This window comes from Microbulbifer maximicatervae (SeqCode), assembly GCF_052468155.1.
The window spans coordinates 4506803-4531573 of the sequence record NZ_CP174335.1 but is presented as its reverse complement, the minus strand read 5'-3'; the positions used below and the strand labels follow the sequence as shown (position 1 = coordinate 4531573).

Genomic DNA, 24771 nt, shown 5'->3' with positions numbered 1-24771 from the left:
TCTTTTAAATCGGTTATTCTGTGATAGATATTTTTGGCTAATTGTGTTTTTTCTGGTTTTCTATTGGTTCTTTTTTATAGGGATAGCTTTTGTGGAAAAAAGTAATCTATAGTAGAAAATCTTCTACATGTGTAAAGAATGAAGGGGCAGTGTGACCACATTACCTAATACTGCATCCCCTTACGGCACTCCGAGCTAAAAAGTTTAATTTTTTTTGTGACTTATTTGTAACCACACTTTTGGTCAAAAGTCTTGAGATTCTTGGAATGGTTTTGTTGGATCCATAAATTGAGGAGGTGCTAATTCTCGGTGGGGTAGAAGAGAATAGATTTTAATCTGGGTTGATCTAGTGATGTAGAGAGCTACAAGATGAAATAGAGTTGCCAGTTTGGCCGATAAGTAACAAAAATAAGCTGCCCGGAGGCAGCACATTAATATATCTAGTTGCAAAGTCCTAATTCCCGCTCAATCTGAGCCTTTCTCCAAACTGAGTAACTGGCTGGTATCTTTGCCTCTTTGGTGCCATCGGCAAGGATGGCGCGGCCGAGGTTTGGCCAGCATAGTACGGCCAATACCCTGGGCGCGATTACTTGGAAGACTTTGGGTGGCCCCATTAGGGATTTGAGTCTCTGTATTAATGGTAGCCAGGATGCGGGGACTACCTGTTCTGCGATCATCCATGAGGCCTGAGGATCACTACCCAGTTGCTTTGCCAGGGATTCGTAGCGCAATGTAGCGGCTCTTAGTGAGGCTTGGGGTGGTGCGAGTATAACGGCACGGGCCCTTCTCTCTGCACAGAGTAGGCAAATCTCTTTGGGGAGACCGCTACTTTCTGCAAGCTCTTGGTTGAGTGCCCATCCACCGGCTTTGATATCGCATTGGCAGATAGAGCAGTTATATTTCGGGTTTTCAGGGGTGAATACAGAACTAACTTTTTGGGGGCGTTCGCCATTTTTCCAGATGAGAGAGTGTCTTTTAAAAATATTGCTGGCAAAGTATCGGGTATAGGTCAGCCAGTCGATATTGGTTACATTGCCGAAACGGTCTTTGTGTACAACATCGGGAATATTGTGGCTGTAAAGGTGACGTAAGCAGTGAGGGCATGGCTTTAGTTGATCCTGGGGAAATGCCTTTCGCGCTTCGCTATAGTCACTGCTTATCCAAACCGGACCCTTATAGTTATTCACTATTGGGCACTTGGGGTAAATATGAACTTGACCAAAAGAGTCCGGGTTTTGTTCCAGGCCAAATAAAAAAACCGGTATACCCCGGTAGCGCCAAGCCACAGGTACGCTGTCCAGATCGCTTGAATCGAGTTGCATTCCAGTACGGATGGCTTTGGCTAAGCTGTTTCGATCAGGCATTTCAGATAAGCGCTGTGCTAACGGACGTTTGCCGGCTGAGAATGAATCCCCATCGTTAATGACATAAGGTACTGATAGTGCTCGTGTGGCGCTTGGGAATGCTGTGATAGCCTGACGGTTTTGAATGGGTTGAAATTTTGTGAGGTTCACAGAGCTTCCTCAAGGATTTGCAGGATATGGCTCTCAGAGTCTCTAACTACCCTGAATGCTACCCGGCGGGAACGATCTGGATCTTCTACCCCATTCTTATCCAAGACTGGGCGAGCTGAGGAGTAACCGACAGCTGCTACCTTGGCCCGTACCAGGACGGCTTGCTGCGAAGGCAGTAATGAATGGGCATATTGCATTACGGCTCGGGAGCGCTGTTGGGAAAGTCGCAGGTTGTGGAAATAACCAGCTTCCGGTGCGGATTGATCTCCCCATTCAGAACTTGTGTGCCCTTCGATTTGGATTGCGGCAATGGAATCCATATAGGGCGTGAGCGCTTCGATGTAGCGAGGTACAAAGGAGGACATAATCTCGCGGGCATTGTCGCTCAGGGTAAAATCACCGGTTTTAAATAAGGCATCACTGTTATTAAAGGAGATGGCCAGGGTTTGCTTATCCAGAGACGCTCCCCAACGAGTTAAGTCGTGGGCAAATTCCTGTTGCAGAGTTTGATAGATGGCCAACTGGGTGTCCCGGTAAGACTCTGCGAGTTCGCGGATCTTGGCGCGTTCGTCGATAAGAGAGCGCATTACAAAGACGGCAATACAGAGAAATACCATCATCAGGCCAGCCATCATGTCCGATAGGCTAATCCATTGACTATCGCTGGACTCACTACTGGCTTGCGTGCTTTCAAACATGCGCCTCTCCAGTGACTCTCTGAGCCTGCGCATCGATTCTCTTCATTTGCTGGATGAGCTGACGGAAGTCTCTGGAGAATTCACCGCTTAAAGTGCCAAGGGCATCGCCCATCGCTGCCATAACACTCTCTACCTCATCGCGCAGACGTTCATCCAGAAGTTCATATTGACGCTTGATACTGACATCGGCATTACTAAGATCGCGAGTAATCACTTGTGACAATTCGGTAATCATCTGGTTGTGAGTTTTGGCGATCAGCTGAGCTAGCTCGGCCATGGATTCCCGGTGACTGGTAGCCTGCTCGTGAATTGCTTTAGAGAAGTGGTTGGGGTCCATACTGGTAACCACATCGGCCAGGGCTACGACCTTACTGGTTCTTTGGTCGAATACTTCCGCCTGGGTCCTACTCAGGGAGATCAGGTTGGAAACCTGGGCCCCCAGTTGCTGTTGAGCTTGGTCAATTCCTCGGGTGAGCGCTTCAAACTTGGGCGCAATATCGGGGATCGATTGCTGTAGAACTTCAATAGAAGCTTGTTGCTCATTCAGCATGATTGATATCTGCTCTGCGTGATTGCGCTGCTGCTCTACCAGGGTCGGAATCACGTTGAAAATTTCTGGCAGCTCAGTAATACGCTGGTGTAACAGCAGAAGGTTTTCCTGAGCACCATTAATTTCATTGAGAAGAGTTGCAGTTTGGTCGCGGTAAATAGTTGCGAGTTCTGCGTGCTGCTGATGCTGATCTATTAGGGCCTGCAGGGCAGGGGATACGGCCTCTAATTGCTGGGTAAACTGCTGTAGGTTCTCACCCATCTGGGCATTCAGGCCGCTATTAAACTTTTCTACAACCGCAGTGAGTGACTGTAGGACTTCATCACTAATCTGTCGCTGGAATTTTGCCAGATCTTCGCGCTGACCATTAATAGCCTGCAATATGTCATCTGCTGTCGCTTTAGGGGCTTGTTCTTTAGTGAATATTTGAAAAATAGTTCGCAATATCAGGGACAGGAAGAGCCCCAAGATACTGGTCATAAAGGCGGTTTCCAGACCTTGCATCAGTTCTGAAATTGAGGTGTCAATATCGTTTAGATCAAACCCATAGATACCGATAATGATACCGATAAAAGTACCTAAAATACCGAGGGCAGTCAGTAGTGACGGCGTTTCCTTTACAAAGCGGGGAAACTTGCCTAAAGGGTAGAGGATTATGGCTATAGCACCAATGGCAAGCATGACCATAAGAAAGGTGTCGGTAACCTGTTCCGCAGACAACTTGGTTAACCAGTGATAGAAAAACTGGGTCATTATTTATCCTTTACAACTTTTTGCATTGTTATTTCGTGATAAAAAGGTCCGTTGGGTATTCGCCCGGTTCCCTGGCTGAGTACTTTCATCTCTGGTAGAGATTTCACAACATCGGTGATAGTGCGGAGCTGGGGCTGCTTACTACCCGAAGCGTGAATATAGGTTCCAACCTGGCCCGACTTTTGAATTTCAAATACACCACAGTTGACGGGAAGCTTGTTTTGTTTGAATAGCAAAAAGTGCATCACGCCACCATCACTGAGATATTGATGCAGGGCTTTAGTGATCAATTGTATTTGCTCGGTGGAAAAGAAATTGAGAAGGTCCCAGAGGAGGATGCAATTGAGATCCTTTGGTAGGGTTGCCTGTCGCAACGCGGCCTGAACGGCTTCTTCAAATGGCACTTTTCTGCTGATTTGCCAAGCGAGCGATGAGTAAAAATCAGAAATAAACAGTTCGCCCACCTCCCTTTGGAGGTGTTCCATATTTCTCCCAGCCTTTTGCCCAATATCCAGAACTTTGCTGACCGGTGAGCGCTTGACGTGAGTCAGGGCGGTGTCGAGAGCGGTTAGCGAAATATTAGTAAGGCGGTTTTTTTGGAAAGCGGATACCGCTGCTGATGATCCACTGGCCATCACTGAAGTTGGCGATTTTACATTGCCATACTCAAACATTAATTCGATAAGGTCTTTACGCATCCCCTCTCTTTGTAGCAGGGAAGAGCGCAGGGAGAAGTTGCCCATAGTCTTCATTAAATTCAGGGATGAGTACCTATAGGTGGGCAGTGGTTCTTCCAGGTGGAGCGGTTCTGTATTGAAGGTAAAGCCAGAAAGGCGTTTAAAATCCGCGGGCCCCTTGGGCATAGTGCCGGTGTACAGCATTGTATGGAAAATGGTACGCGGCTTTAAGTGGGGTCGGATTTCCTCAATGAGCTTGGTAATAAGCTCAGGCTCCATAAAGTTGAATAGATCCCAGCAGAGCACCACATCAAGCTTGATTCGTTGGGGCTTTTTGGTGAGATATTCAGAAAGCTTAACGGCCCTGACTTCTTTATCGAGGGCAGAAGTATCCAATAGCAGACTGCGTAAATCTTCGATAAATGTCTGGCAGGAGCGCTCCAATAAAGGCTGTGTGGTGCCAAACGAAAGGCATCCCAAATCTAAAACTTTACTACCTGGTTGAATGACTTCATCCACCAAAGCAGCAATACCAAATGAATGATGCTGCAACATATTTCCCACACCAAAACTAAAGCCCCGGCATTAGCCGGGGCCCATATTGAGGATTAACTAAGAAGGTTTCCTAGCTTTCCTCAGCTTCTTCTTCGGTCTCTTTAGTGCCGAAGAGGTAGTCGCTGGTGTCGGACAGGCGAGAGGAATCGCTCGTGCTTGTGGTGCTGGAGGAGTAGGTAGAGCTGCCGCGAGTACGGGCTGCGGGCTTCTCTTCTGCTGCGGGCAGGTCTGGGTGTACCAGACGATCAGAGAACTCCTTGTGGCGCTCTTTCATTTCGGAATCGGTATCAACCATATCCATGGAGCCACGGAATTTACCGCCGTCGTCCAGCTTGATTCTCGGTGCAATCAGATTGCCATTAACTTGTGCGGTGTTGCGGATTTCGATCAACTCATCGGCAAGGGCATCGCCATCCAAGGTGCCTTCTACAACAATATTTTTTGCGTGGATATTGGCAGTAACTGCACCGCCAGTGCCAACAGAAAGATTGTGACCAACCATGATCACGGTACCATCAACAGTACCTTCCACGTGCAGATCTTCGGTGCCGATCAGCTCGCCACGAAAGTTAATACCTTCACCCAGCACTGACTTGGAGCCTGAGCCCGAAAGAGATGATTGCTGCTCAACAGCGCTCATGCCTGCTAAAAATGGTGTGGAGTCATTGCTTTTGTCAGTGCTCATAGAAATAAGTCTCTCTGTTTAGAAAAGTCAGCTGTTGCGTCGATTGCACCGATAACCGTGGTTACAGGGTTGTCGATACGTTGGGTTTTTGTCAAATCGGAAAATCAAAATTTTCAAAAGTGATAAGGCACTTCTAATGGCGGGTACGGATTATTTTGATACTGAATAAAACCTATCAAAACAAACGGCCCTACATTTATGTCAAATTTTTTTCTTTGCTGTGAGTGTTTTACTAAAAAAGAAAATTAGACTATCAGTGCTTTTGGTCACCTAAAATATCCCTGTCTCTGCCTTTTCCCTATTGTGCACATACCTTAAGAACGACTTCCTTTGTCCTTTTACAGTTTTCGTCTCTCTCGTAAAGTTGCAATGCCCGTTTTCTCGTGCTTGCATCAAGGTGAAGAAGAGGCTCTTCTGACCTTAAGCTACGATCGATTTTTGCGATTGCTGTTGATATCGCTATATTCTCGCTATTTACTTCAGGCTCGACCTGTAAGTAAATATTTACTTCCTTTTGTGGAGGGCATACTTCTAATTGTCTGCTGATGGGTATCGAGCCTATTGGCACAAAACAATATATGATTGGAATACTACCTACAGCGAGCTTACCAGCGTTTTCGGTCTGGCAATCAATCAAGCTGACCTCGACTTGAATGCGCTGAATTTAGCACGGATTGCATGCTAAAAGTGTGACTTGTAGCACCTTTTGGTCGTGATGATCGTCGTTTCCTGTTTTTTAATCCGCTAATGATTTGTGGATTAAAATATTGTTGCAATATGCGATGTATTCCTATGTAAAGAATTGTTTATGTTGGCATTTGGATTAATGTCTGAGCCTCGCATTCTTGCGCTTTCAAAATTCTATCCTAAATGTAAGTGTGCACTTATTTGCAATGACTATTGGGTGTCTTCAGGAAGGCTGTTTTCACAGGGTGGAGCTGCAGGCAGTTTTTGCTAGGATATATCACTCACTGCATACCTCTCAGTCCCACCCACAAAAAGGTAGGCCCAAGAGATATTTTTGGTGGCGTTGGCAGGGGTGCCAGCCTTGCTGGGCTGGCTAAATTTCAGGGGTAATTTGGATTTTAAACGGAGTTCCGTTTGAAGTTTTAAACTCTACCTCTGCAGCTTGGTTGAACCCTGTCACCAGAATGGGACGTGCTATCTGCTTATAACCACTAGAAGCCCCAAATTCATATATTTTTGTCTGCAATCGAATTTGATTTTCAGAAACTTGTTCGGCAGATACCTCGAACCTAAGTGTGTTTTCGATTTGGATTTCGCTTTCATCTCCTTCGTTATTGAGGAGGCGGACGGAGGCCAGGTTCTCGTTTCTGGTGCTAGCATCTACCTTAAGCATTATTGGAGAAGCTGACGATAAGGAGGTATACAAGAGTAAAGTCGTACCCAGGGCCAATATTGCGGTGAGATATTTTCTGCCCTGCTTGGCCATTGATATTTTTGGGTTTTCCTGAAGGATTATATCTATGGGCTTCAGTGAAAATGCTGAAGATATTGCTTTTATTGAATCTTGAGAGGCATTTCCACTTTTTTCTATCCGTTGAATGGTTCTAAGGCTTAATGATGCAACATCGGCTAGTTGTTGTTGACTCCAAGCCCTAGTTGTTCTCAGTTTAATAATTTTCTTTGAGTTAACTTTCACTTCCATACTTCTGCCCTCTGAAACTTGAGCTCCATTTTCAGGGGGGCAGTCCTTATTGGTTACGATATTCTTGCGACACCTGTCTGACAGCTATATGACTTTGTCCAAACAATAGGCTATCTGTGCAAATTGCGGTCAATGGTGGGCGTGTTTGAAGGTTAGGTGATTCACTGATGTACTACAAGGGGCGCACAATCTTTAACTATTGCCCTGAATTCATATTCTGGGTCGGGAAGACATCTATAGGCTCTAAGTTCTCACTTTGAGATAAGTAAAAAGCTAGGGAGTTGAGTCAGCTTGTAACTGGAGATTCGGATAGTAGCTTTTTGGGGGGGAAGGTTACCACTAAGCAAAGCCAAAGAGCTTTCAATGAGAATATGTAGCAAGATGACTTATGGAGCTTCTGAACAATTCCGTAATATCTCTGTGAGCCAGAAGCATCACGGATTTATTTAGAGGCTCCTTATATAAATTTAACTCTCCAAGCCATTAAATCTTAATACTACCGTGAAGATAATCTATAGCGCCTCCCTTGAGAGAGACTCTGTTACTATGCAGTTCGCAGTGAATTAGTCCAGTCCGCTTGGAGAGTTGCTTAGCTAAAAGTACATCCTTTTTAAATTGTTGGCTCCAATATGGTGCCAGTTGACAGTGCGCTGACCCTGTCACAGGATCTTCGTTTACCCTTAATTTTGGATAGAAGCATCGGCTAACGAAATCAACATCGTTACTTGCCCCAGGAGCGGTAATGACAACTCCTCGTTTATCCAGCTGGGAGAGTTTTATAAAATTTGGATTTACAGATTTTAGATCGGTTTCGCTACCCAACACAGCTATATAATCATATGCACACAGAACTTCTTGCGGAGTGATGCCGAGGCCATCAATAAGAGCATCAGGTGCTTCTGTGGATACCGGAATGCTAGCCGGAAAGTCCATGCTATAGACAACTCCCGATCTCTGGACTAACAGTGGGCCGCTTTTTGTATCAAACTGGATGGTTTGGCCTGAGTATCTTAAATGAGTAAATAGAACGTGGGCAGCTGCGAGTGTGGCGTGGCCACATAAATCTACTTCTGCCTCAGGAGTAAACCATCTCAGAGAAAAGGAATCTTCATTTTTAACAAAGAATGCGGTTTCAGAGAGATTGTTTTCCTCAGCTATCTTTTGCAGCGTATCATCCGCAAGCCAGTTATCAAGAGGGCATACAGCAGCGGGATTACCCTCAAATACCTCGGAGGCAAAGGCATCTACTTGATAAATTGCTAGTTCCATTAGTTTTTTCCTTGAGCAATAGATGCTATTTTCGGTCAGTATAAAATTATTGTGATAGTTGGTGTGTTTATGCCAGATTGCTTTGTGGTACCAATTTTCTAAGGCTAAGGGAAGCTAGGATACTTATACCTGGGTGTCCTTTAGGGCGGGTCTTCAAAGTCCACAGAGATATAGCTAATTATTTACAGGCTCTCTAACTGCGCAAAGCGACGTTCGTAATAAAGCAGGCCGTTGGATATACGCATAATCTCAAGAAGGTCTCCAGAAGAAAATCCAACAACAATTTTAATCGGTGCTTCTTCACTGTATTGGAGAAGTTGTTCGTTTTTGCAGAGTTCTCGTGCTAGGAGGGATGTATAGCATAAGCTGAAACCAATGTATCCGTCTCTATTTAGGTGTTTCGGCTTGTTAGCTCCTTTACACAAGGCTGCAATATTTCTCAAATATCTCGAGCCCAAATCAGAATTCGAATATATCCAATCCCGTCTGCTTTTAAATAGTTGAGGAAGTAGTGTTAAGCTGATATCCGGGAATTCCCGGCCGATACTATCTCTGAATTCACGCAGCTCGAAATATAGGACTGAAGGAGGAAGCGAGTCCCCAGCAGCTACCAGTTCTGTATCGAACCATGTTTGGGCTAGGTCAAGTTCATCAGTTCCTAGCATAGTGGGCAGCTTTAGCCATGCCAAATTGGGGGTTCGGCCATCAGCCCAAAAAGAAAGGTTTTCAAGGCCGTCTTGGATGGATTCGTTTTTTTCCAGCGTATCGAAAATCACTTCATAGTATTCAGCTATAGACAAACCCCGAACTCCTGTCATATCCCATTTTTGCTCAGTATATCGATCAAGCAAGCCAGTGGGGACGTTTTTGGCATCTCCTTCTGATTCAGCAGTATGTGCGCTGGGGCGCAATCTAAAACAACCATCCCGTTCGAAATGAAATTCCAACAAAAGCAAAGAGAACGGACAGTACTGTAACTGGGATAATATGGTATGCCAGTGCAGTGAGATTTTTTTCAGAAAGATTTGGAATGATTCGCAGCCTTGCGTCAATTGCCAGTAAGAAAGTGCATGCCAAAAGAATCAGTTTGAAGGATACCAGGCGAGAAATTGGATTGGAGAAGTTGAACCACTGGGATAAGTCAGGCAGTAGGGTATATGAGAGATACAACCCGGAGAGTATTTGAATGAGCAGGGCGGGGATGCCGATCTTTTCGTAGCTGTTTTCAAACCGGGAAAGAAAGGCTACATCCTTATCCCGTAAAACTTTGGGCAGTATTGTGCAGGCAAGTATCAGGTGCCCACCGGTCCAAATTGTTGCACCTAGAAGGTGAAGAAAAAGTACTACGTTGTACATCCTGTCCCCCAGACAAATCCTTGTTGGGGGACTATAGCGCTAAAATCTACGAGTGTCTGCTGCCAAATAGGGGTAGAAAGTAGCGTTGTCTACTCCCTGGGTTCCGGCCGGGACCAAATCCAGTAGGCGCCGCAGCTGATGCCGCCAACGGTAAAGCAAAGAAGGTAAATATTACTGATATGAAGAATGGCAAAAGCCAGGGATATAGCCATTGTCAGGCTGGCCAGTAACTTGGTTCTGCGGCTTACATAACCACTGCGCCAAGTCCGCAATAGATGCCCAAAGAGATGGTGTTCTTCGATCCATTGGTGCAGGCGCTGGGAGCTGCGTGATGCGGCCCAGGCACCGAGGACAATAAATACAGCCGACGGCAGGCCGGGAAGAATGGCTCCGATAATGCCAAGGGCGATAAAAAAGCAAGCAGCGGCGCCCCACAGCCAGCGCATCCAGCCCTTTGCCAGAGGCGGGGAGTAGGACATTACGCTGTCTTCAGTGGATTCTTTCATTCGGTACCTCTACCTTCTAGCTTATTGCAGTAGTCGTGCATCAAAAGTAACAATATTTGTCCGCTTGGTCTGCTTGCTCATAAGCAGTTTACCCAGCACCTAGTCAATAGAGTCAGCAGGCCGATAGGTCGCTAGTGCAGGGTAACGGATTATGTGGATCATTTCCTCTGTCCAGGGATGTGACTTTCTGGTTTATGTGATGCCAGGCCTCCCAGTTCTGAGAAAGCAATTTATTTTGGTTAACGAATAAAAAATTCGACCGGAACGGCCATTGTCAGAGGATCACCGGGTACCTCTTCTGGTGGTCTAGGCAGTGGTTCTGCCCTGCGCACCAAGGCCACGACTTCTCGGTCGAGAGACGATATGCCACTGGCTCGGTGCAGCTCAACCTTTAGTACTTTGCCTTTTCTGTCCATCGTGAATTGTACCCAGGGAATACCTTGTTGACGCCGTATTTGGGCGCTACGGGGGTAGCGTTTTCTTCGCTCAAGGTGAGCCTGTAATTGGTTCTGCCAGGTTAATCTGGCTTGTGATTCCCTCTGGTTCAAGGCGCCCACTTCCGGTGCTGCAGCTTGCTCTGCTTCTGCTACATCTGCCGCGAGAGGGGCTGATGTTTCTTCAACAACAGTTTCTCCAGTAGCCTCTCCACTGGAGTCTTGTTGCTGTGCGATTTCCTTCTCTTCCACTGGCTCAGGGGTCTCTTCCTTTTCCTCCGTGGGGGGCTCCTCTTCGGGCTTCTCAATGGCAATTTCCGAGGGGGCTTCTGGCAAAATAACAGGCTCTGACTGCGCAGAGGTTTTTTGTGGCTCGTTGCTCTGCTGGTTTGCGGGAGAGGATTCCTGTTGTTGAGGACCTACCGGTAGCGACGTGGGTGGTGCCACTGGAGCGGCTACCATACTGACTTCAAATACCTGTGGTGCTGCAGCAGGCGGCAGCGCCAGTTCGGATTTGGGCTGCCATAAAAAATAGACGGCAATAAGTCCGTGAAGGGCTAGGGCGCAGCAAAAGGCGCAGAGCGATAGAAAAAATCGCGGACGCCTTGCAGATTTTACCTTCGGTCCGGCCAAGAGGCTCATTGGTTTACGGTCGCCGGTTTATCCAGACCTACCAGAGCGATTTTCTGGTATCCGGCACTGGCAAGGCGGTTCATCAGGTCCATCAAATCCCCATATTCCACTTTGCTGTCGGCACGCAGCAGGATTTGCTGTTCTGTGCCAATTTCACTTGCCTGGAGTTCAGCAGCCAAGTTTTCCCGCACAATAACTTTGTCCTCACCGAGAGTCAGGGTGAGGTCCTTTTGCAGGGTGAGATATTTCGGATCTTCTGCCTGGGGTTGTTGTGGAGCTGTCGCCGAGGGTAGATTGACGGGCACGCTTACAGTGGCCAACGGAGCCGCAACCATAAAAATAATTAGCAATACCAGCATCACATCGATAAAAGGTGTGACATTGATATCGTGCTGTTCTGGCAGTTCTTCGCTATTGCTGCTGTTGAGATTGAATGCCATTAGTTGACGCCCTGAACCTGCGGTACTGCGCGCTTTTTGTTCGCGCTAACCAGTTCGGCGAGCGGGCGCGCATTTGGATGGTGGCGATCCAGGTCCCGACTAATCAGTACCATTAAGGCGGTGACATTATCGGCCAATACCGCGCGATAATTGCCGATAGCCCGGGAAAAGTAGTTGTAGATCACTACCGCCGGAATCGCAGCAACCAGGCCGATCGCAGTTGCCAGCAGGGCTTCCGCAATACCTGGAGCCACTACGGCCAGGTTTGTGGTTTGGGTTTTTGCGATACCGATGAAGCTGTTCATGATCCCCCATACCGTACCGAATAGACCGACAAAGGGGGCGACGGAACCGATGGTTGCCAGAATTCCGGTGCCACGGTTCATGTCGGTAGCGAGAGAGGCCTGGACTCTTTCCAGGCGAGCCAGAACACGTTCTTTTAAGCCGTCATCTGACACTGGGCCACCTGAAGATAAGTCGAGTTCGTGGCGACTCGCTTCTACCAATAACAGGGCACCGCCGGTTTGGCCTGAAAGCTTTGATTCGGCATTGGCGAACGTCTTGCTTTGGATCAGGGTTGCCAATAATTGTTTGGCCTTGCGACGTGTTATTACCAGCTGCACGGTTTTAAAAAGCCAAATCGCCCAGGTTAAAACAGAGGCCAAGAGTAGGCCGATCATTACGCTTTTAACGATGATATCCGCGGCGTGATACATTCCCATGGGAGATAAATCGTGTGCGCTGAAAGCGGTATCTCCAATGTTGGAGGTTGCGGTCGAGGTAGAGTTGTCTTGATTTTCTTGCAACCCCACGGAGGTTTCCACATCTCCCTCGAGAACTATTTCTGTATTGCTTTGTTCGCTTGAGTTGGAATTATTTTCCTGCGCTAAAGCCGGCAATGGGCCCAATGTGCTGCCTAGCAGGCACAATAAAATTACAGTCCAGATTTTCATTACCGACTCCTGGCTTCAGGTGAAAAATAAATTAGGGTGTAGCGGGCGCTAATAATTGTTCGACATTTTGTCGTGCAAAAGCAAAGGCTTGTTTGGCCCCATTGAGGGCTATTTCTTTTTGCTCTTGGTTGAGTGCAAGAGCATTTAACGCAGTTTTGAATTGGCGCCAGTGTAACCCGCGACCGTCTTCATGTCCTGCCAAGTGGCGTGCGCCGAACTCTTCTGATAAATCCAGATGTTTGCGCGCGTACTTGAGAAGGAATGCCGCTCCTAAGTTGGAGCCTTCAACTACGTAGAGCCAGCCCAGTGCAGAGTGGAAATCAGTAATTGTGACTTCTGCTGCGGCTTGTTGATCAGCTTTTAAATCGCTCTCGGGCATTTCGAAATCAGCACAGTCCTGGAGGACTGCTTCAGAGCGGTCTCTCTCTTTCAGGCCGGGCAAAAAATTATTTAATTCGTCACTTTGAAACCAATCAGACACCGCTTGATGCAGTCGCGACTGCGTGCGAACAAACAGTGCATATCGCTCGCGATTGGAAAATGGTGACAGGGACATAATGCGTTTATCTAGACTCTCGTGGGTCGTATTAGTGCCTTCTTTCAGCCAAGCGGAAAAGGTGGGCTCTGTCGGTTCAACGGATTGGCATTCTGCTGGATTGCTCACGGGATTTTTCCAAAACAAATTAAACAATAACCGCCCGGTTATTCCGGTGGCTTTGTAATGGGTGACGGACCAAATTCAAATTAACCCATCCCGTTGATCAATATTTTTTGAAAAATTCACCGGGTTATTCCAAATTGATATAACATTCTCAGCTCAGCTACTTTAAATGAGAATAGATATCATTTACAGTCCCCGCCCTCAAAAGATTACAGCGCAAGGTCTGAGTTTTGGCCCCGGAAACCCCTTCAACCCCAGGATTTGATGAGCTTTACCAAGAGCACCACGAGTGGCTTGTCCGTTGGATAGCGCGCCGAACTTCCGGTGTTGATAATGCCCAGGATTTAGCTCAGGACACTTTTATTCGTCTGCTGGATAGGCCGAGCCTGTCTGCGGGAATTCGAAGTCCGAGGGCCTGGTTAACCAAAGTGGCCGGGAACCTGCTGATCGACCAAGCCCGTCGCCAAGTGCTGGAGAAAAATTATTTAGCGCTGCTGGAAAATTTGCCGGAACCGGAATGTCCCTCCCCAGAAGATAAGTGGGAGCTATTGGGGCTTTTGGAGCAAATTGATCAATTGCTCAGTGGTCTGCGCCCGATAGAGAAAACGGTATTTCTAATGGCGAGGCTAGACGGCTTAACATACCGCCAGGTGGCTGAGCAGCAGGGGCTGAGCCTTTCCTCAGTAGAGAAATATATCGCAAAAGCCATGCTCAAGTGCTATGCCGCCGCGTACGATAACGAATAATTTTCTATGGACTTGGAACTTGCTTGCCGATGTCAAACGCCCCAGAAAAAAATAGAGAAAAAATTCCTGAAGCAGTACTGTTGCAAGCCGTTAGCTGGCGCGTTCGCCTGGGTTCCGGCGAGGCGCTTGACTCAGAGCGCGATGCTTGCAGTCAATGGCGTTCGGCGGACCCTCTGCATGAACTGGCGTGGCAGCGTTTTGAGCGGATGGAGTCGCCTCTAGATACGGTGGCTCGCCGAGCGCCGCGTTTGGCCCATTCCACCCTAAATCAAACCGATGCAGAAATTCGCCGTTTAAATCGCAGGGCTGCTCTTAAAAGCATGGGTGGTGGTGTCCTTGGGGCTTTTGCCGTTGGCCTGGTGGGATATGACACCGGTTTGCTGAAGTATATGTCCGCTGACTATTCCTCTGGTTCTAAGCCGGCCCAATATACTCTGGATGATAAGAGCCAAGTCTGGCTAAACACCGGTAGTGCCATTGAGTGGGAGTCGGGCACAGCAATCCGTTCCCTTGTGCTGACTAAAGGTGAAATGCACTTGACCAGTGCCGCTGACCCGAGGCCAATGCAGGTATCGGTGCCTCAGGGGCAGCTGATTTCCCGTGACTCGCGCTTTTTTGTGCGCAAGGGCGATGACCACACGATTTTGCAGGTTGTGGAAGGTGGGGTGCAGGTTCAACCGAGTGCGGATATAGAGCCCTTTGCAGTTAAGGCGGGTGAGGCTTATCGCCTTACTGGCGCCGATTCATTCGCTCTAAACAGCAAGATGTTTGATTACAGCGGATGGATTGACGGGGTACTTTCAGCTCGGAGTATGCCATTAGGAGCGCTGCTTGAAGAGTTGTCTCGCTATCGTGTTGGTTTTTTACGCTGTGATCCGGCATTAAGAGATCACCAGGTTTCCGGGGTTTTCCAGCTTCACGATATCGATACCATCCTAAAAATATTGGCGCGTTCGGCGGGAGCTGAACTGAGCTATACCACGCGTTGGTGGGCAACGATTCAATTGCCGGGCTGATAGTAAGTCGCATCGCTCCCTGCCTTCCCCTGTTCGTCCGAGCCGACGGTTTTTTCGGAACGGGCAACCTTTAATTCCTGCTCTTATTGCCAGATGACCACAAAAAGTTATCCGAAGGTGTCATTTTTTATTTTTGATGACGCCTTTGATTGCTAGTTTTCCCTCCGAAGCAAAAAAAACAAAATAATTCTCATTTAGATTACGGGTTTTTGATTTTCGTTCGGCTTCCTAGTTATACACCTGAGAATAGGAAGCCGCTTAAATGCAGTCCCGCGCCCCAAAACATATTTTGCTCACCTTGTTGGCACTGTTGTTGGCCGTAGTTCCCGTATCGAGTTTTGCGCAAGCCCAGCAGGGCAACACAGCGTTGATCGAATTCAGTTTGCCTGCGGGCAATCTGGGAGATGTGCTCAACCTCTACTCGCGTCAGGCTGGGGTAACGCTCTCTTTCGACGAGAACCTGGTGGAAACTATTTCTGTTCCAGCACTATTTGGCAGCTATCGTGCAGAAGAAGCTCTGTTGAGCTTGTTGCGCGGTACCAACCTGCAAGCGGTTCCCGTTGGTAGTGGTGCCTGGCTGATCCAGTCCGCTGGCGAGCAGGATCTGATGGTGCTGGACAGCATTCAGGTTGAGACTCGTGATGGCGGTGAGAAAGACCAAGCATTTCGCGAATCCGCCTCTGTAAATATCCTCACCCAGGAAAATATTGAGCGCTTTCGCGGTACCAGTGTTGGCGATATTTTCCAGGGCACTCCCGGTGTACTTATCAGTGAAAACCGCAATTCCGGTGGTCTGGATGTCAATATTCGCGGTATGCAAGGGCAGGGCAGGGTTCCTGTCTTAATCGATGGCAGTCGTCAGGAAACAACGATTTATCGCGGTTATGCCGGGGTTTCCAGTCGCAGTTATATTGACCCAGATCTGATTGGGTCCGTGCGTATTGATAAAGGCCCCGTAATGGGTGCCGAGGGCACTGGCGCTACCGGTGGCATTGTCAGTGTAAATACCCTGCGAGCAGAAGATGTCGTAAAACCCGGCGAATTGTCGGGTTTCCGTGTTCGTGTCAGTGGTATCGGAAACAATAGCGAGGCTCCAGAGGCTGGTACTTACGCTGGTTACCACTTGCCTCGCCCTGTTTATCGCTCCGATTGCCGTTTTGCAAGTGATTGCACCGCTGACTATACAATGCCGGACAGCTTTGCGCCGGACCATGGAATGGATAGGCCCAGCCTGTTGGATTTTGAGGGTTACGCGGCGAGCTTTGCGGGCGCCCAGCGTTTTGAGTGGGGTGATCTGGTATTGGCTCACGCCCAGCGCGAACAGGGAAATTACTATGCGGGTACTGATGGCCCCGCGCCGGAAGTGGTTATTGGTGAGCCTCAAGAAATGGCTTGGTATACCGAGACTAAGGTTGAACTGGAGAGTGAACTGGGAGAAAGCATCCCTTACCGCGCCGGGGAGCGGATTCCGAATACTAGTTTTTCTAGCGATTCCTGGTTGTTAAAAAGCAGTCTCCATTTGCCAAAAGACCAAAGTCTTGAGCTGGGCTATATCCGCTATAACAGTATCTTTGGTGAGATGATGCCCTCGCAGGTTCTTTCAAATTTCGGTCAGGCGCGCGAGTGGCTCGATAGTGAAGTGCTTAACCAAACCTACACTGCACGCTATCGTTGGCAGCCGGTGGAATATGATTGGGCCGACTTGCGTGTCAATTTTTGGCACACCGATGCGGTCACTGATCTGAACACACCGAATATATTCTCTATCGAGCTGGAGGATAATATTGCGCGAAATGATGATTATCAGCGCTTTGGCCTTGATATCACCAATAGTATGCGCTTCTACCCCATGGGTGAATTGCGCTGGGATTATGGTGTTTCTGCACAGTGGGAAGACTTGGATAGCGATACCCAGACCGCTGAAGGTATTTATGCCGGTTCCCGCAGTGGTGGGCGCGATGAGTACAGCTTGTTCACCGGTATTGAATGGCAACCGTGGCCGGAGTGGACGCTGGAGTCTGGAGTTCGTTATACCCATTTCTCTTCAAAAGACAATAATCCCCTCCCGTTGAGCATTGATTCCGATTTTTGTGTAGATAATGGGGAAGGGGGCTGTGAGGACGTTTACTACAGCAATAGTCGCTCCGGCACTGCACCTATTGTGGTTTTGACATGGGAGCCGATCAAGGGTTTGCAATTCTATGCCCGCCATGCGCAGGCTTTGCGTATGCCGAGCCTGTTTGAAGGTACCACTGGTTTCTCATCGAGCCCCGCACTGGATATCACCCTTAAGCCTGAGCATGCAAAAAATAATGAGGTTGGGATTAATTATCTTAACGGCCAGTTATTTGAAACTCATCATCAACTCCGAGCGAAAGTTGCTTACTTCGAAAACCATGTTGACGACTATTTGACTCGCACCGGGGTCAACGCCGATGAAGAAAAGCAAGGTAGCGGTATCTCCGATTTATTCCGTATGCGAAATATCGATAGCCTCGACCTTGAAGGTTTTGAGTTCAACCTTGGATACGATGCCCTCTGGTGGTTAGTTGAGCTGAGTGCTACCAAATACAGCCACATTGAAGTCTGTGATGTTGCCAGCTATGTGCGTACTTACTGCACGGATTGGGGTATAGAAAACAGTTATTTCAATAATATGGTCCCACCTAACTGGCATGCCAGTGCGCATATTGGCTTGCGTTTATTCCAGGAAAAATTGGAATTCGGGCTGCGCGGTACTTTTATGGGGGAGCGAAACCCTGTTCCTTATTACGGCGATCAAGCTGGATTTACTGAGCCGGTGCTGTGGCAGAGCTACGAACTGTTAGATTTTTATACCAGCTTCCAATTTAACGATAGTTTTTCGGTGGATTTCACCGTCGACAACGTAACCGATCAATATTACATCGATGCCTTGAGCCTCGGTTTGGTGCCTGCACCTGGGCGTACTGCAAGACTCAGTCTCACTTATCAATATTAAACATTTGGAGTCCCACAGATGAAAAGAGCAATGGCCCTGTTGGGCACACTGTGTCTGTCTCTCGTACTCGTTGCCTGTGGTGGTGGCGGTTCAAATAACAAAGTGGAAAAGCCCACTGCCAGTTTCAGCTTGCTGTCTCCTGCTGATACCACTTTCTCGCTGGCAGATGGCGATGTTACGGTTCAATTGAATGGCACTGATAGCAGTAGTCCGCGAGATGCAAGCCTGACTTATCGTTGGGAGCTGATTGAATGGCCTGAGCTTAGCTTGGCAGAGCTGACCAGCACTGAAGATGCCTACACTGAATTTACTGCTGATCTCCCGGGCGACTATGTGGTGAGCCTGATTGTAGATGACGGTACTGAAACCAGTGAAGCAGCTCGTATGACCCTGACTGCAACCAGCCCGAATCCAGTGGCAATCACTGAGCCGGTGCACAGTATTATTCTCGGAACAGATACTCTGGGCCTTGATGGCAGCTTGAGTACTCCGCCAACGGGTGAGACTGGAAATCTAGAATATTTATGGACCCTGGTTGAAAAGCCTCTCGACAGTGCTGCGTACCTGACTAACAGTGACTCTAGTCAAGCTACACTGCACCTGGATATCGAAGGTGACTACAAGCTTGAATTAGTTGTTACTTACAACGGAGTTGACAGTGAGCCTGCGGAAGTGCTGGTAACCGTTTCCGCCGGTGATGCACCTCCTGTTGCAGTAACAGAAGACCAGACTATTACTCTCGGCGAAGAAGTTGTTCTGGACGCAAGCGAAAGTTATGACCCGGAAGGTAACTCTCTGCAATACCGCTGGAAGTGGGCTTATAGTCCAGTGGAAACTGATGGTGTTCCGGTTCCCGATTTGGAAGGCGAGACAACCTCTACCGTTAAATTCACTCCTATTGCAGCAGATACTTACAATTTAATTTTGTTTGTTTTTGATGGCGCCAGAAAGAGTGAAGAGCGCGAAGTAACCATTGTAGTTGAGGCTGACCCTGAAGCTGAGGCGAATGAAGCTCCAATTGGTGAGATCGAGGCTACTGGTTACTACCCGTCCTACAGTATTGGTGAGCAAGAGCTGGGGCTTCGCGCTGAATTTAATTTTGTTGGCTATGACCCCGAGGGTGATGCTCTACAAATTATTGAAGCGGAGCTGATTGAAAAGCCTGAAGGTAGTGTTGCCGAGCTCGTTGATATTGGTTCCTGGAAGCCGCTGGGTAAGAAAATCCAAGAGCTGGATGTGGTTGGTACCTATCGCGTAAGCATGACCGTATCTGATGGAACCAATCAGATAGACCTGGAAGCAACCATGGAAGCCAAGATTGGCAAGGTAAATGGTTATCCTTCTACCCGTAGTGTCGAAGCTCAGTCCAAATCTGTACTCGTTGGTGATGCATTGGTATTTGATGCCTCCAGCAGCGACCCTAATAATGATGAAATGACCTTCCACTGGGAACTGGTTGACAGGCCCGATGGCAGTAATGCCGTAATTGAGGCAATCACCGAACCTGAGAGTGGTGAGCTTCGCCGTGCTCAGGTAATTACTGATGTGCCGGGTTCCTACACTGCACGTTTGATCGTGAGTGATGATCGTGGTCTATATGCCAAGACCTACTCTGAAGATGATGGTCTCGCCAAAGTCTCCAACACTGCACCAGAAATCCGCTCTGTAGTTTGGGCGCGCAACTGGGGTAGATTGTCCACTGATGAAGATTATTTCCAAATCCTGCCCTGTATGTCCCTGTTGCATCGCCCTGTGGTAGTTGATGCAGATGGCGATGAAGTATTCACTTATGAAGAGTTGATCAGCACGCCGGAAGGTGGTGAATTTACCAACTATCCAGATAGTGAAGATTGTGAAAATACCACTGGTACCGTGTTTTCCAAAGCGGGCACCTACGTATTTCGCTACTACGCTACAGATTTGATTGACGATGCTCCGGAATACGATTTTGTTGTAGAAGTTGAGCCCATGAGCGAAGCTAAGGGTGTGCGTCTGCGCAACATCAATTCCTGGGATGAGAGCCTCTGGCTGCCCATGCCGTACGAAAATATTCCAAGCTACGGTACTCCGTCAGATTTACGGTGGGATACATCCCCTACCGAAGATGAATACCTACAATGGTCTCTGACTGCAGTTGATGCCGATTACACCATTGAGAATGTACAGGTGAAGCATATCAATGGCGGTTTGGCTAGCCTTACACCATGGTTCGAGGGTCTTGCAGAGGGACAGGTTATTAGCGAGGGAGAGTCTCTGGACTTCAAGACATGGGTACCCTCTGTTCCCTGTATGCGCACAGATGAAAAAATAGAAGGCTTCCATTTCTCATTTAATATTAAAGAAATCCCGGAGTTGACCTTCACCTACGAAACCTGGGTAGCCATCGATGATGGTATCTTTAGCGAGGGCTGGAGGCAGTGTGAAGCAGGGGAGTTAAATTAATCTTTCAGAGCTTACTTCTGCAGTAACACATATTATTGCTGAGGTTCTATAACATTGTGACCTCTTTGAGAAAGGGCGCCTACTAAGGCGCCCTTTTTTAATCGTAATCAAACCTTAAAAGCTATTCTGCGCCCAATCATTGACTGCTTCTAAAACAAACTGCTGGCTCTTATCATTCTTATCACATTTGTAAATTTGAAGGCGCTCACCCTCTTCGGTTGAACTACCCGGTGCGTCTATACAGTAGGTCCAGTTCTTATCGCGAGTCTGAATGATTCCACTTTCCTGGATTTGCCATTTTTCCGAATTGCCGCCGTCACAATCCCACAGGTGCATTTTATCGCCGTTATCAGCAGAGCCAGTGTTGAAGTCAACACAGTATTTATTATTACCCTTGGGACGGAGTTGGCCTTCAGCAGTATAAACAAACTGTTGTTCATTGCTGGAGCCACAGTTGTTCATATTTAGGTTTGAACCATTGCTATAGCCCTGGGAGACGGTCATGCACAAGTCAGCATTTGAGGCAGAACGGATTCTCAAATAGCCGGGAAGACTTCTCCTTACTCCGACAAAAGGAACTGCCATGCCGGTATAATTGGGGGTGGTTGCGACTGTATCAGGATCTATCCCGATTGCAGTGGCACCATGTGCGATTGCTGCAAATATATAGCCGTAGTCGGTATTGCTAAAATCGCCAGAACTATCCCATAGGTGCATTAGCTGTTTGGTTTCAGCGGCTGCGTTGGCTGTTATCTGGTAATGATCGCCAGCCTGGACATTGCCGCAAAATATTCTTTGCGAACTACTGCTGTCTATTGAATCAATGGAGCCGGTAAATTCTTCTGGATCTGCGGTATCTATATCAGGACATAAAAATGCGCTCATCTCGTAGGAGTCTAATGCGGATTCCATTCGATTATTGACGTTGCCTGATTGTCCTCCGGTAAAAATAACGATTACTTTTTTGCCGTTATTTAATAAGTTGCCAACGCTAGGCCATCCCGTACTTTTAAGCGTGGTACGGTAATTTTCTGAGGAAGAAATTTGTTGTAAATATGTAAGCATATCCTGGTAGCTGTACTGGAGGTCGCCCAGCTCTTGTTGGATATACTGGTCAAGCAAATAAATTTCATCTGCATACCAGGCGTTAAACCAATCTAAATTGGTTTTCATATCGATATACAGCATTATTGGCGCTTCAATAGTGTTAATGGAGAGCCAGGATTTGATATCGTCCAGACAGTGTTCCAGATGATCATCGTCTCCGTTGCTATTGCACATGTGATTACCGATGTCGTTTTGTCCATGGGCAACATAGGGCCCATGGCTGCTACCTTGCCAGGCACCGTGATCTACGACATCGATTTCCAGTGATCGAAAGCCTTTGTCGAGCCAGTCAGTCAGTGTTTCACCGTTTTCTAGCCGCTCATAGCTGTTATGGGGCTGTAAGTAATAAAGCTCATCAATACGGCGCTCACTGGTGGCCGCTTCTGCTTGGTAATCGGGCCAGTGAAAAGTCTCAGCTTTACTGATGCTGGGTATAGATATCCAAAGTGATAGACATAGAGCGCCTGTAGAGACTTTGAGGAAGGACATTGGGGTTCCTGTTATCATTTTAATAATATATTTATTATTTGTTATATAAGAAGTGTGTTAATACTTTGTTACCAGAGCTCGATAATTTAAGCCTGTTAATTAACTGTTTTTTTGTCAAACGGCTTGGAGTATATAGATTTTTGTTTAGATTACAGGTAATTGTTCGTGTTCGTAAGTAGGGAAGTGTTTGGAGTTTTTGCGTTGACAGTGAGGGGCTAGGAGAAGAGTACTTTGGGAAAGTACTCTAACATCTAAAGCATATGCTTGTATTTGGCGATGCCCCATCGCACACGATTTATTGCTATTTACGCCCCATTCTCTTATCTATCTGCTTTCTCTCCCAATCTTCACCAAAGAAATTAAATAAATTGAAGGTGCTAATTGCATGGGAGGCGAGCCCTATACCCCAGCCAAATGCCGCCCAGAGTGACCATAAGTATCCGGGGGCGAGTATTAAGTTGGCAATTACTAGTCCCGAGATAACTAATAAATAGGTGATTAGGTGTTGGTAAAAGCTCTTCAGCTTCTTGACATGCTTAATGACTTCTTTTTCTTTGAGGGAGATCTGGTCTTGGGAGTTCATATTGATGACCTCGGCTGATTAGCTACAGCAGTGGGGAATATTATTATTCGAGTTGTTTTCAAGTTTGGATAGAGATATTAACCACAGGCAATGAAATGTGGCAAGTAGTGAAATTTTCGAGTGTATGTAGGATGCCCGATGAGACCAGGCATCCATAAAAGGGTACTACACAATACAGTCTGGTTGTTCTGAAGGGTGGGCTTTAATAAAGGCCGGCAGTTCATTGCAAGCGTCTGTGATTTTCTGGATTTTGGGGTACTGGGTCATATCCAGGCCAAAGCGTTCTGCACTGTATACTTGCGGGAGTAAGCAACACTCGAACAACCCTGGATTGTCTCCAGCGGCGAAAGGCGCGGGTCTTAATTGCTTCTCCATTGCGGAGAAGCCCAGGTGTATCCAGTGCTGAATCCATTGAATTTTTTGCTCATCACTGACTTTGAGTTCAGCCTGGAGGTACTGCAGAACCCTGAGGTTCTGTATAGGTTGAATATCGCTGGCAATACTTTGCGCGAGCGCGCGGATATGTGCGCGGGCTTCAGGAGCTTTTGGAAGTAGCGCTGGTTCTGGATGGGTTTCATCCAGCCATTCCAAAATGGCGAGGGATTGGGTGAGACTGGTTTCGCCATCATTCAGGGTTGGCAGTAGCCCGTGTGGATTCAGCGTGCGGTAGTCGTCTCCGTGCTGATCTCCCTTGAGCAGGTTTACCGGGTGATATTCGTATTCCAGGCCTTTCAAGTTGAGCCCGATACGCACTCGGTAGCTGGCGGATGAGCGAAAGTATCCGTAAAGGTCCATTCTCTTTCCTTTTCTTTGTTTTGGCGTTTGGCTGTTTGAATGTCAGCCTTCTTGGTGTTGTCTGGATGCGCTGTATTCACTTTGGCTTCCAGGAGTTTACATAATCTGTTAGCTCCACGGCATGGGCATCCGGGAGAATATCCCAGGGGGTGCGGCTGTCGATCATTACAGCAACTTCATCGGTTTCCTTGCGCGCATGCCGGGCCCCGGTAGCAAATGCCTTGGGGTGGGGGCCGTGGGTAAATCCCATGGGGTGGAGGGTAAGCATCCCCGGATGAATATTGTCGCGGCTAAAGAAGTCACCACGGTGATAGAAGATGAGTTCATCAAAGTCATCATTGTTGTGAAAGAAGGGGACTTTGAGTGCGCCCGGGTCACTCTCAATCGGGCGAGGTACAAAAGTCGCTACAACAAAACCTTGTGCGACAAAGGTGGTATGAGCCGAAGGGGGTAGGTGGTAGCGGTGGCTCATCAGTGGGCGTATATCGCGCCAGTTGATGCAAACGGCCAGGTTGTCCCCAGTCCAACCACAGGCGTCCAGTGGGTTGAAGGGGTAGGTAATGGTCGACAGCTGTTGCCGGGCCTTAACCACAACCCGCCACTCATCATCGCCCTGTTGATCGAGAAAGGCTTGATCTATACGAGGCACATCCAGCATCGCTTGGTCAAAAATCGCATTGGGGCCAAGGATCCCTTTTTCGGGGAGCTGAAAATGGCTGCCTATCGCCTCCACCATCAATAGTTCCAGTGGCTCATCCTCTGTCGGCGTCAGGCGCCATAAGGTGCCGCGGGGCAGCAGGATATAGTCCCCATCGCGAATAGAGAGATGGCCGAAATCACAGAACAAGTCGCCGCTCCCATTGTGTATAAACAGGAGTTGGTCGCCGTCAGCGTTGCGTACCAGATGATCCATAGGCTCCCGGCAGGTCCAGAGGGCGACCTGGCTATCCTGGTTTCGCAGGATCGGCTTTTGATCCCAGGGGCTTGTTCCATTGTGCTTCATTTGCGTGGCATCAAAAGCGTGGGGACGCAGTGGACCTTCGAACTGGCTCCAGCCGGTGGGGGGATGACGATGGTAGAAGTGGGTGCAGGGCCCAAAAAAACCCTCTTTGCCCATTTCCCTTTCAAAGCTGTTGGGTGGGAAATCTGCATGGGCTTGGCGGCTTGTATTTCCTTCCGTTCGCGGAAAGCTGATCCACTGTTTCATGGCGTGGCCTCGCTTCTGTGCGGATGGTTCGAAGGTGTGGCGAAAAATTGAGC

General features: G+C 47.9%; 22 protein-coding genes. 4 read left to right on the top strand and 18 right to left on the bottom strand.

From position 1 onward, the window contains the following. Positions 1-440 precede the first annotated feature (440 nt). The 14 genes from ACJJIY_RS19335 to ACJJIY_RS19270 form a co-directional block, all read right to left on the bottom strand. Positions 441-1514: a hypothetical protein gene (locus ACJJIY_RS19335; protein WP_444905722.1), complete on the bottom strand. Its 1074-nt coding sequence runs from the start codon at positions 1512-1514 to the stop codon at positions 441-443. Then, positions 1511-2212: an OmpA/MotB family protein gene (locus ACJJIY_RS19330; RefSeq protein WP_413665220.1), complete on the bottom strand. Its 702-nt coding sequence runs from the start codon at positions 2210-2212 to the stop codon at positions 1511-1513. The genes ACJJIY_RS19335 and ACJJIY_RS19330 overlap by 4 nt, the downstream gene beginning before the upstream one ends. Continuing rightward, positions 2205-3515 (bottom strand): MotA/TolQ/ExbB proton channel family protein, encoded by a 1311-nt coding sequence (locus ACJJIY_RS19325; RefSeq protein WP_413665221.1) that lies wholly within the window; start codon positions 3513-3515, stop codon positions 2205-2207. Before ACJJIY_RS19325 ends, ACJJIY_RS19330 begins: the two co-directional genes overlap by 8 nt. Then, positions 3515-4747 carry a class I SAM-dependent methyltransferase gene (locus ACJJIY_RS19320; RefSeq protein ID WP_444916133.1) on the bottom strand — a complete coding sequence of 411 codons (1233 nt, stop codon included), beginning with the start codon at positions 4745-4747 and terminating at the stop codon, positions 3515-3517. Before ACJJIY_RS19320 ends, ACJJIY_RS19325 begins: the two co-directional genes overlap by 1 nt. Before the next feature lie 70 nt (positions 4748-4817). Then, a complete protein-coding gene (locus tag ACJJIY_RS19315; RefSeq protein ID WP_413665223.1) occupies positions 4818-5432 on the bottom strand; it encodes a bactofilin family protein in 615 nt (204 codons plus the stop codon). Between the two features lie 1060 nt (positions 5433-6492). Further along, positions 6493-7101 (bottom strand): helix-turn-helix transcriptional regulator, encoded by a 609-nt coding sequence (locus tag ACJJIY_RS19310; RefSeq protein ID WP_444916134.1) that lies wholly within the window; start codon positions 7099-7101, stop codon positions 6493-6495. Between the two features lie 483 nt (positions 7102-7584). Next, on the bottom strand, positions 7585-8370 hold the full coding sequence (locus ACJJIY_RS19305) for a PhzF family protein (protein ID WP_413665226.1): 786 nt from the start codon (positions 8368-8370) through the stop codon (positions 7585-7587). Positions 8371-8552: 182 nt separating this feature from the next. Next, positions 8553-9170 (bottom strand): hypothetical protein, encoded by a 618-nt coding sequence (locus tag ACJJIY_RS19300; RefSeq protein WP_445358643.1) that lies wholly within the window; start codon positions 9168-9170, stop codon positions 8553-8555. Positions 9171-9282: 112 nt separating this feature from the next. Then, entirely contained in the window at positions 9283-9726 is a 444-nt protein-coding gene (locus ACJJIY_RS19295; RefSeq protein ID WP_445358642.1) for a CopD family protein, read from the bottom strand. An 89-nt stretch (positions 9727-9815) separates the two neighbouring features. Next, on the bottom strand, positions 9816-10232 hold the full coding sequence (locus ACJJIY_RS19290) for a YbaN family protein (protein ID WP_445358641.1): 417 nt from the start codon (positions 10230-10232) through the stop codon (positions 9816-9818). 239 nt (positions 10233-10471) lie between these two features. Beyond that, positions 10472-11308, bottom strand: coding sequence for an energy transducer TonB (locus ACJJIY_RS19285; RefSeq protein WP_445358640.1), 837 nt, complete (start codon positions 11306-11308; stop codon positions 10472-10474). Next, positions 11305-11739 (bottom strand): TonB system transport protein ExbD, encoded by a 435-nt coding sequence (gene exbD, locus ACJJIY_RS19280; protein WP_444916137.1) that lies wholly within the window; start codon positions 11737-11739, stop codon positions 11305-11307. The genes ACJJIY_RS19285 and exbD overlap by 4 nt, the downstream gene beginning before the upstream one ends. Further along, the gene (gene exbB, locus ACJJIY_RS19275) at positions 11739-12692 is read right to left on the bottom strand and encodes a tonB-system energizer ExbB (protein ID WP_445358639.1); all 954 of its coding nucleotides are present in this window, start codon (positions 12690-12692) and stop codon (positions 11739-11741) included. The genes exbD and exbB overlap by 1 nt, the downstream gene beginning before the upstream one ends. 31 nt (positions 12693-12723) lie before the next feature. After that, entirely contained in the window at positions 12724-13356 is a 633-nt protein-coding gene (locus tag ACJJIY_RS19270) for a biliverdin-producing heme oxygenase (RefSeq protein WP_445358638.1), read from the bottom strand. A gap of 227 nt (positions 13357-13583) precedes the next feature. Here ACJJIY_RS19270 and ACJJIY_RS19265 point away from each other — a divergent pair, with 227 nt between their 5' ends. From ACJJIY_RS19265 to ACJJIY_RS19250, 4 genes are all read left to right on the top strand, one after another. Further along, the gene (locus tag ACJJIY_RS19265) at positions 13584-14099 is read left to right on the top strand and encodes a sigma-70 family RNA polymerase sigma factor (protein WP_445358637.1); all 516 of its coding nucleotides are present in this window, start codon (positions 13584-13586) and stop codon (positions 14097-14099) included. A gap of 29 nt (positions 14100-14128) precedes the next feature. Next, positions 14129-15115 (top strand): FecR domain-containing protein, encoded by a 987-nt coding sequence (locus tag ACJJIY_RS19260; protein WP_444916138.1) that lies wholly within the window; start codon positions 14129-14131, stop codon positions 15113-15115. Positions 15116-15377: 262 nt separating this feature from the next. Continuing rightward, positions 15378-18095, top strand: a complete 2718-nt coding sequence (locus ACJJIY_RS19255) for a TonB-dependent receptor (protein WP_445358636.1) — start codon at positions 15378-15380, stop codon at positions 18093-18095. Between the two features lie 18 nt (positions 18096-18113). Then, entirely contained in the window at positions 18114-20537 is a 2424-nt protein-coding gene (locus ACJJIY_RS19250; protein ID WP_444896756.1) for a PKD domain-containing protein, read from the top strand. Positions 20538-20651: 114 nt separating this feature from the next. Here the strand turns inward: ACJJIY_RS19250 and ACJJIY_RS19245 are convergent, their stop codons facing one another. From ACJJIY_RS19245 to ACJJIY_RS19230, 4 genes are all read right to left on the bottom strand, one after another. After that, positions 20652-22133, bottom strand: a complete 1482-nt coding sequence (locus ACJJIY_RS19245; RefSeq protein WP_444896757.1) for a ricin-type beta-trefoil lectin domain protein — start codon at positions 22131-22133, stop codon at positions 20652-20654. Between the two features lie 301 nt (positions 22134-22434). Then, positions 22435-22716: a 2TM domain-containing protein gene (locus ACJJIY_RS19240; protein ID WP_444896758.1), complete on the bottom strand. Its 282-nt coding sequence runs from the start codon at positions 22714-22716 to the stop codon at positions 22435-22437. Between the two features lie 165 nt (positions 22717-22881). Then, positions 22882-23511 carry a maleylacetoacetate isomerase gene (gene maiA, locus ACJJIY_RS19235; RefSeq protein WP_444896759.1) on the bottom strand — a complete coding sequence of 210 codons (630 nt, stop codon included), beginning with the start codon at positions 23509-23511 and terminating at the stop codon, positions 22882-22884. A gap of 76 nt (positions 23512-23587) precedes the next feature. Then, entirely contained in the window at positions 23588-24718 is a 1131-nt protein-coding gene (locus ACJJIY_RS19230; protein WP_445358635.1) for a homogentisate 1,2-dioxygenase, read from the bottom strand. Between the last annotated feature and the right edge of the window lie 53 nt (positions 24719-24771).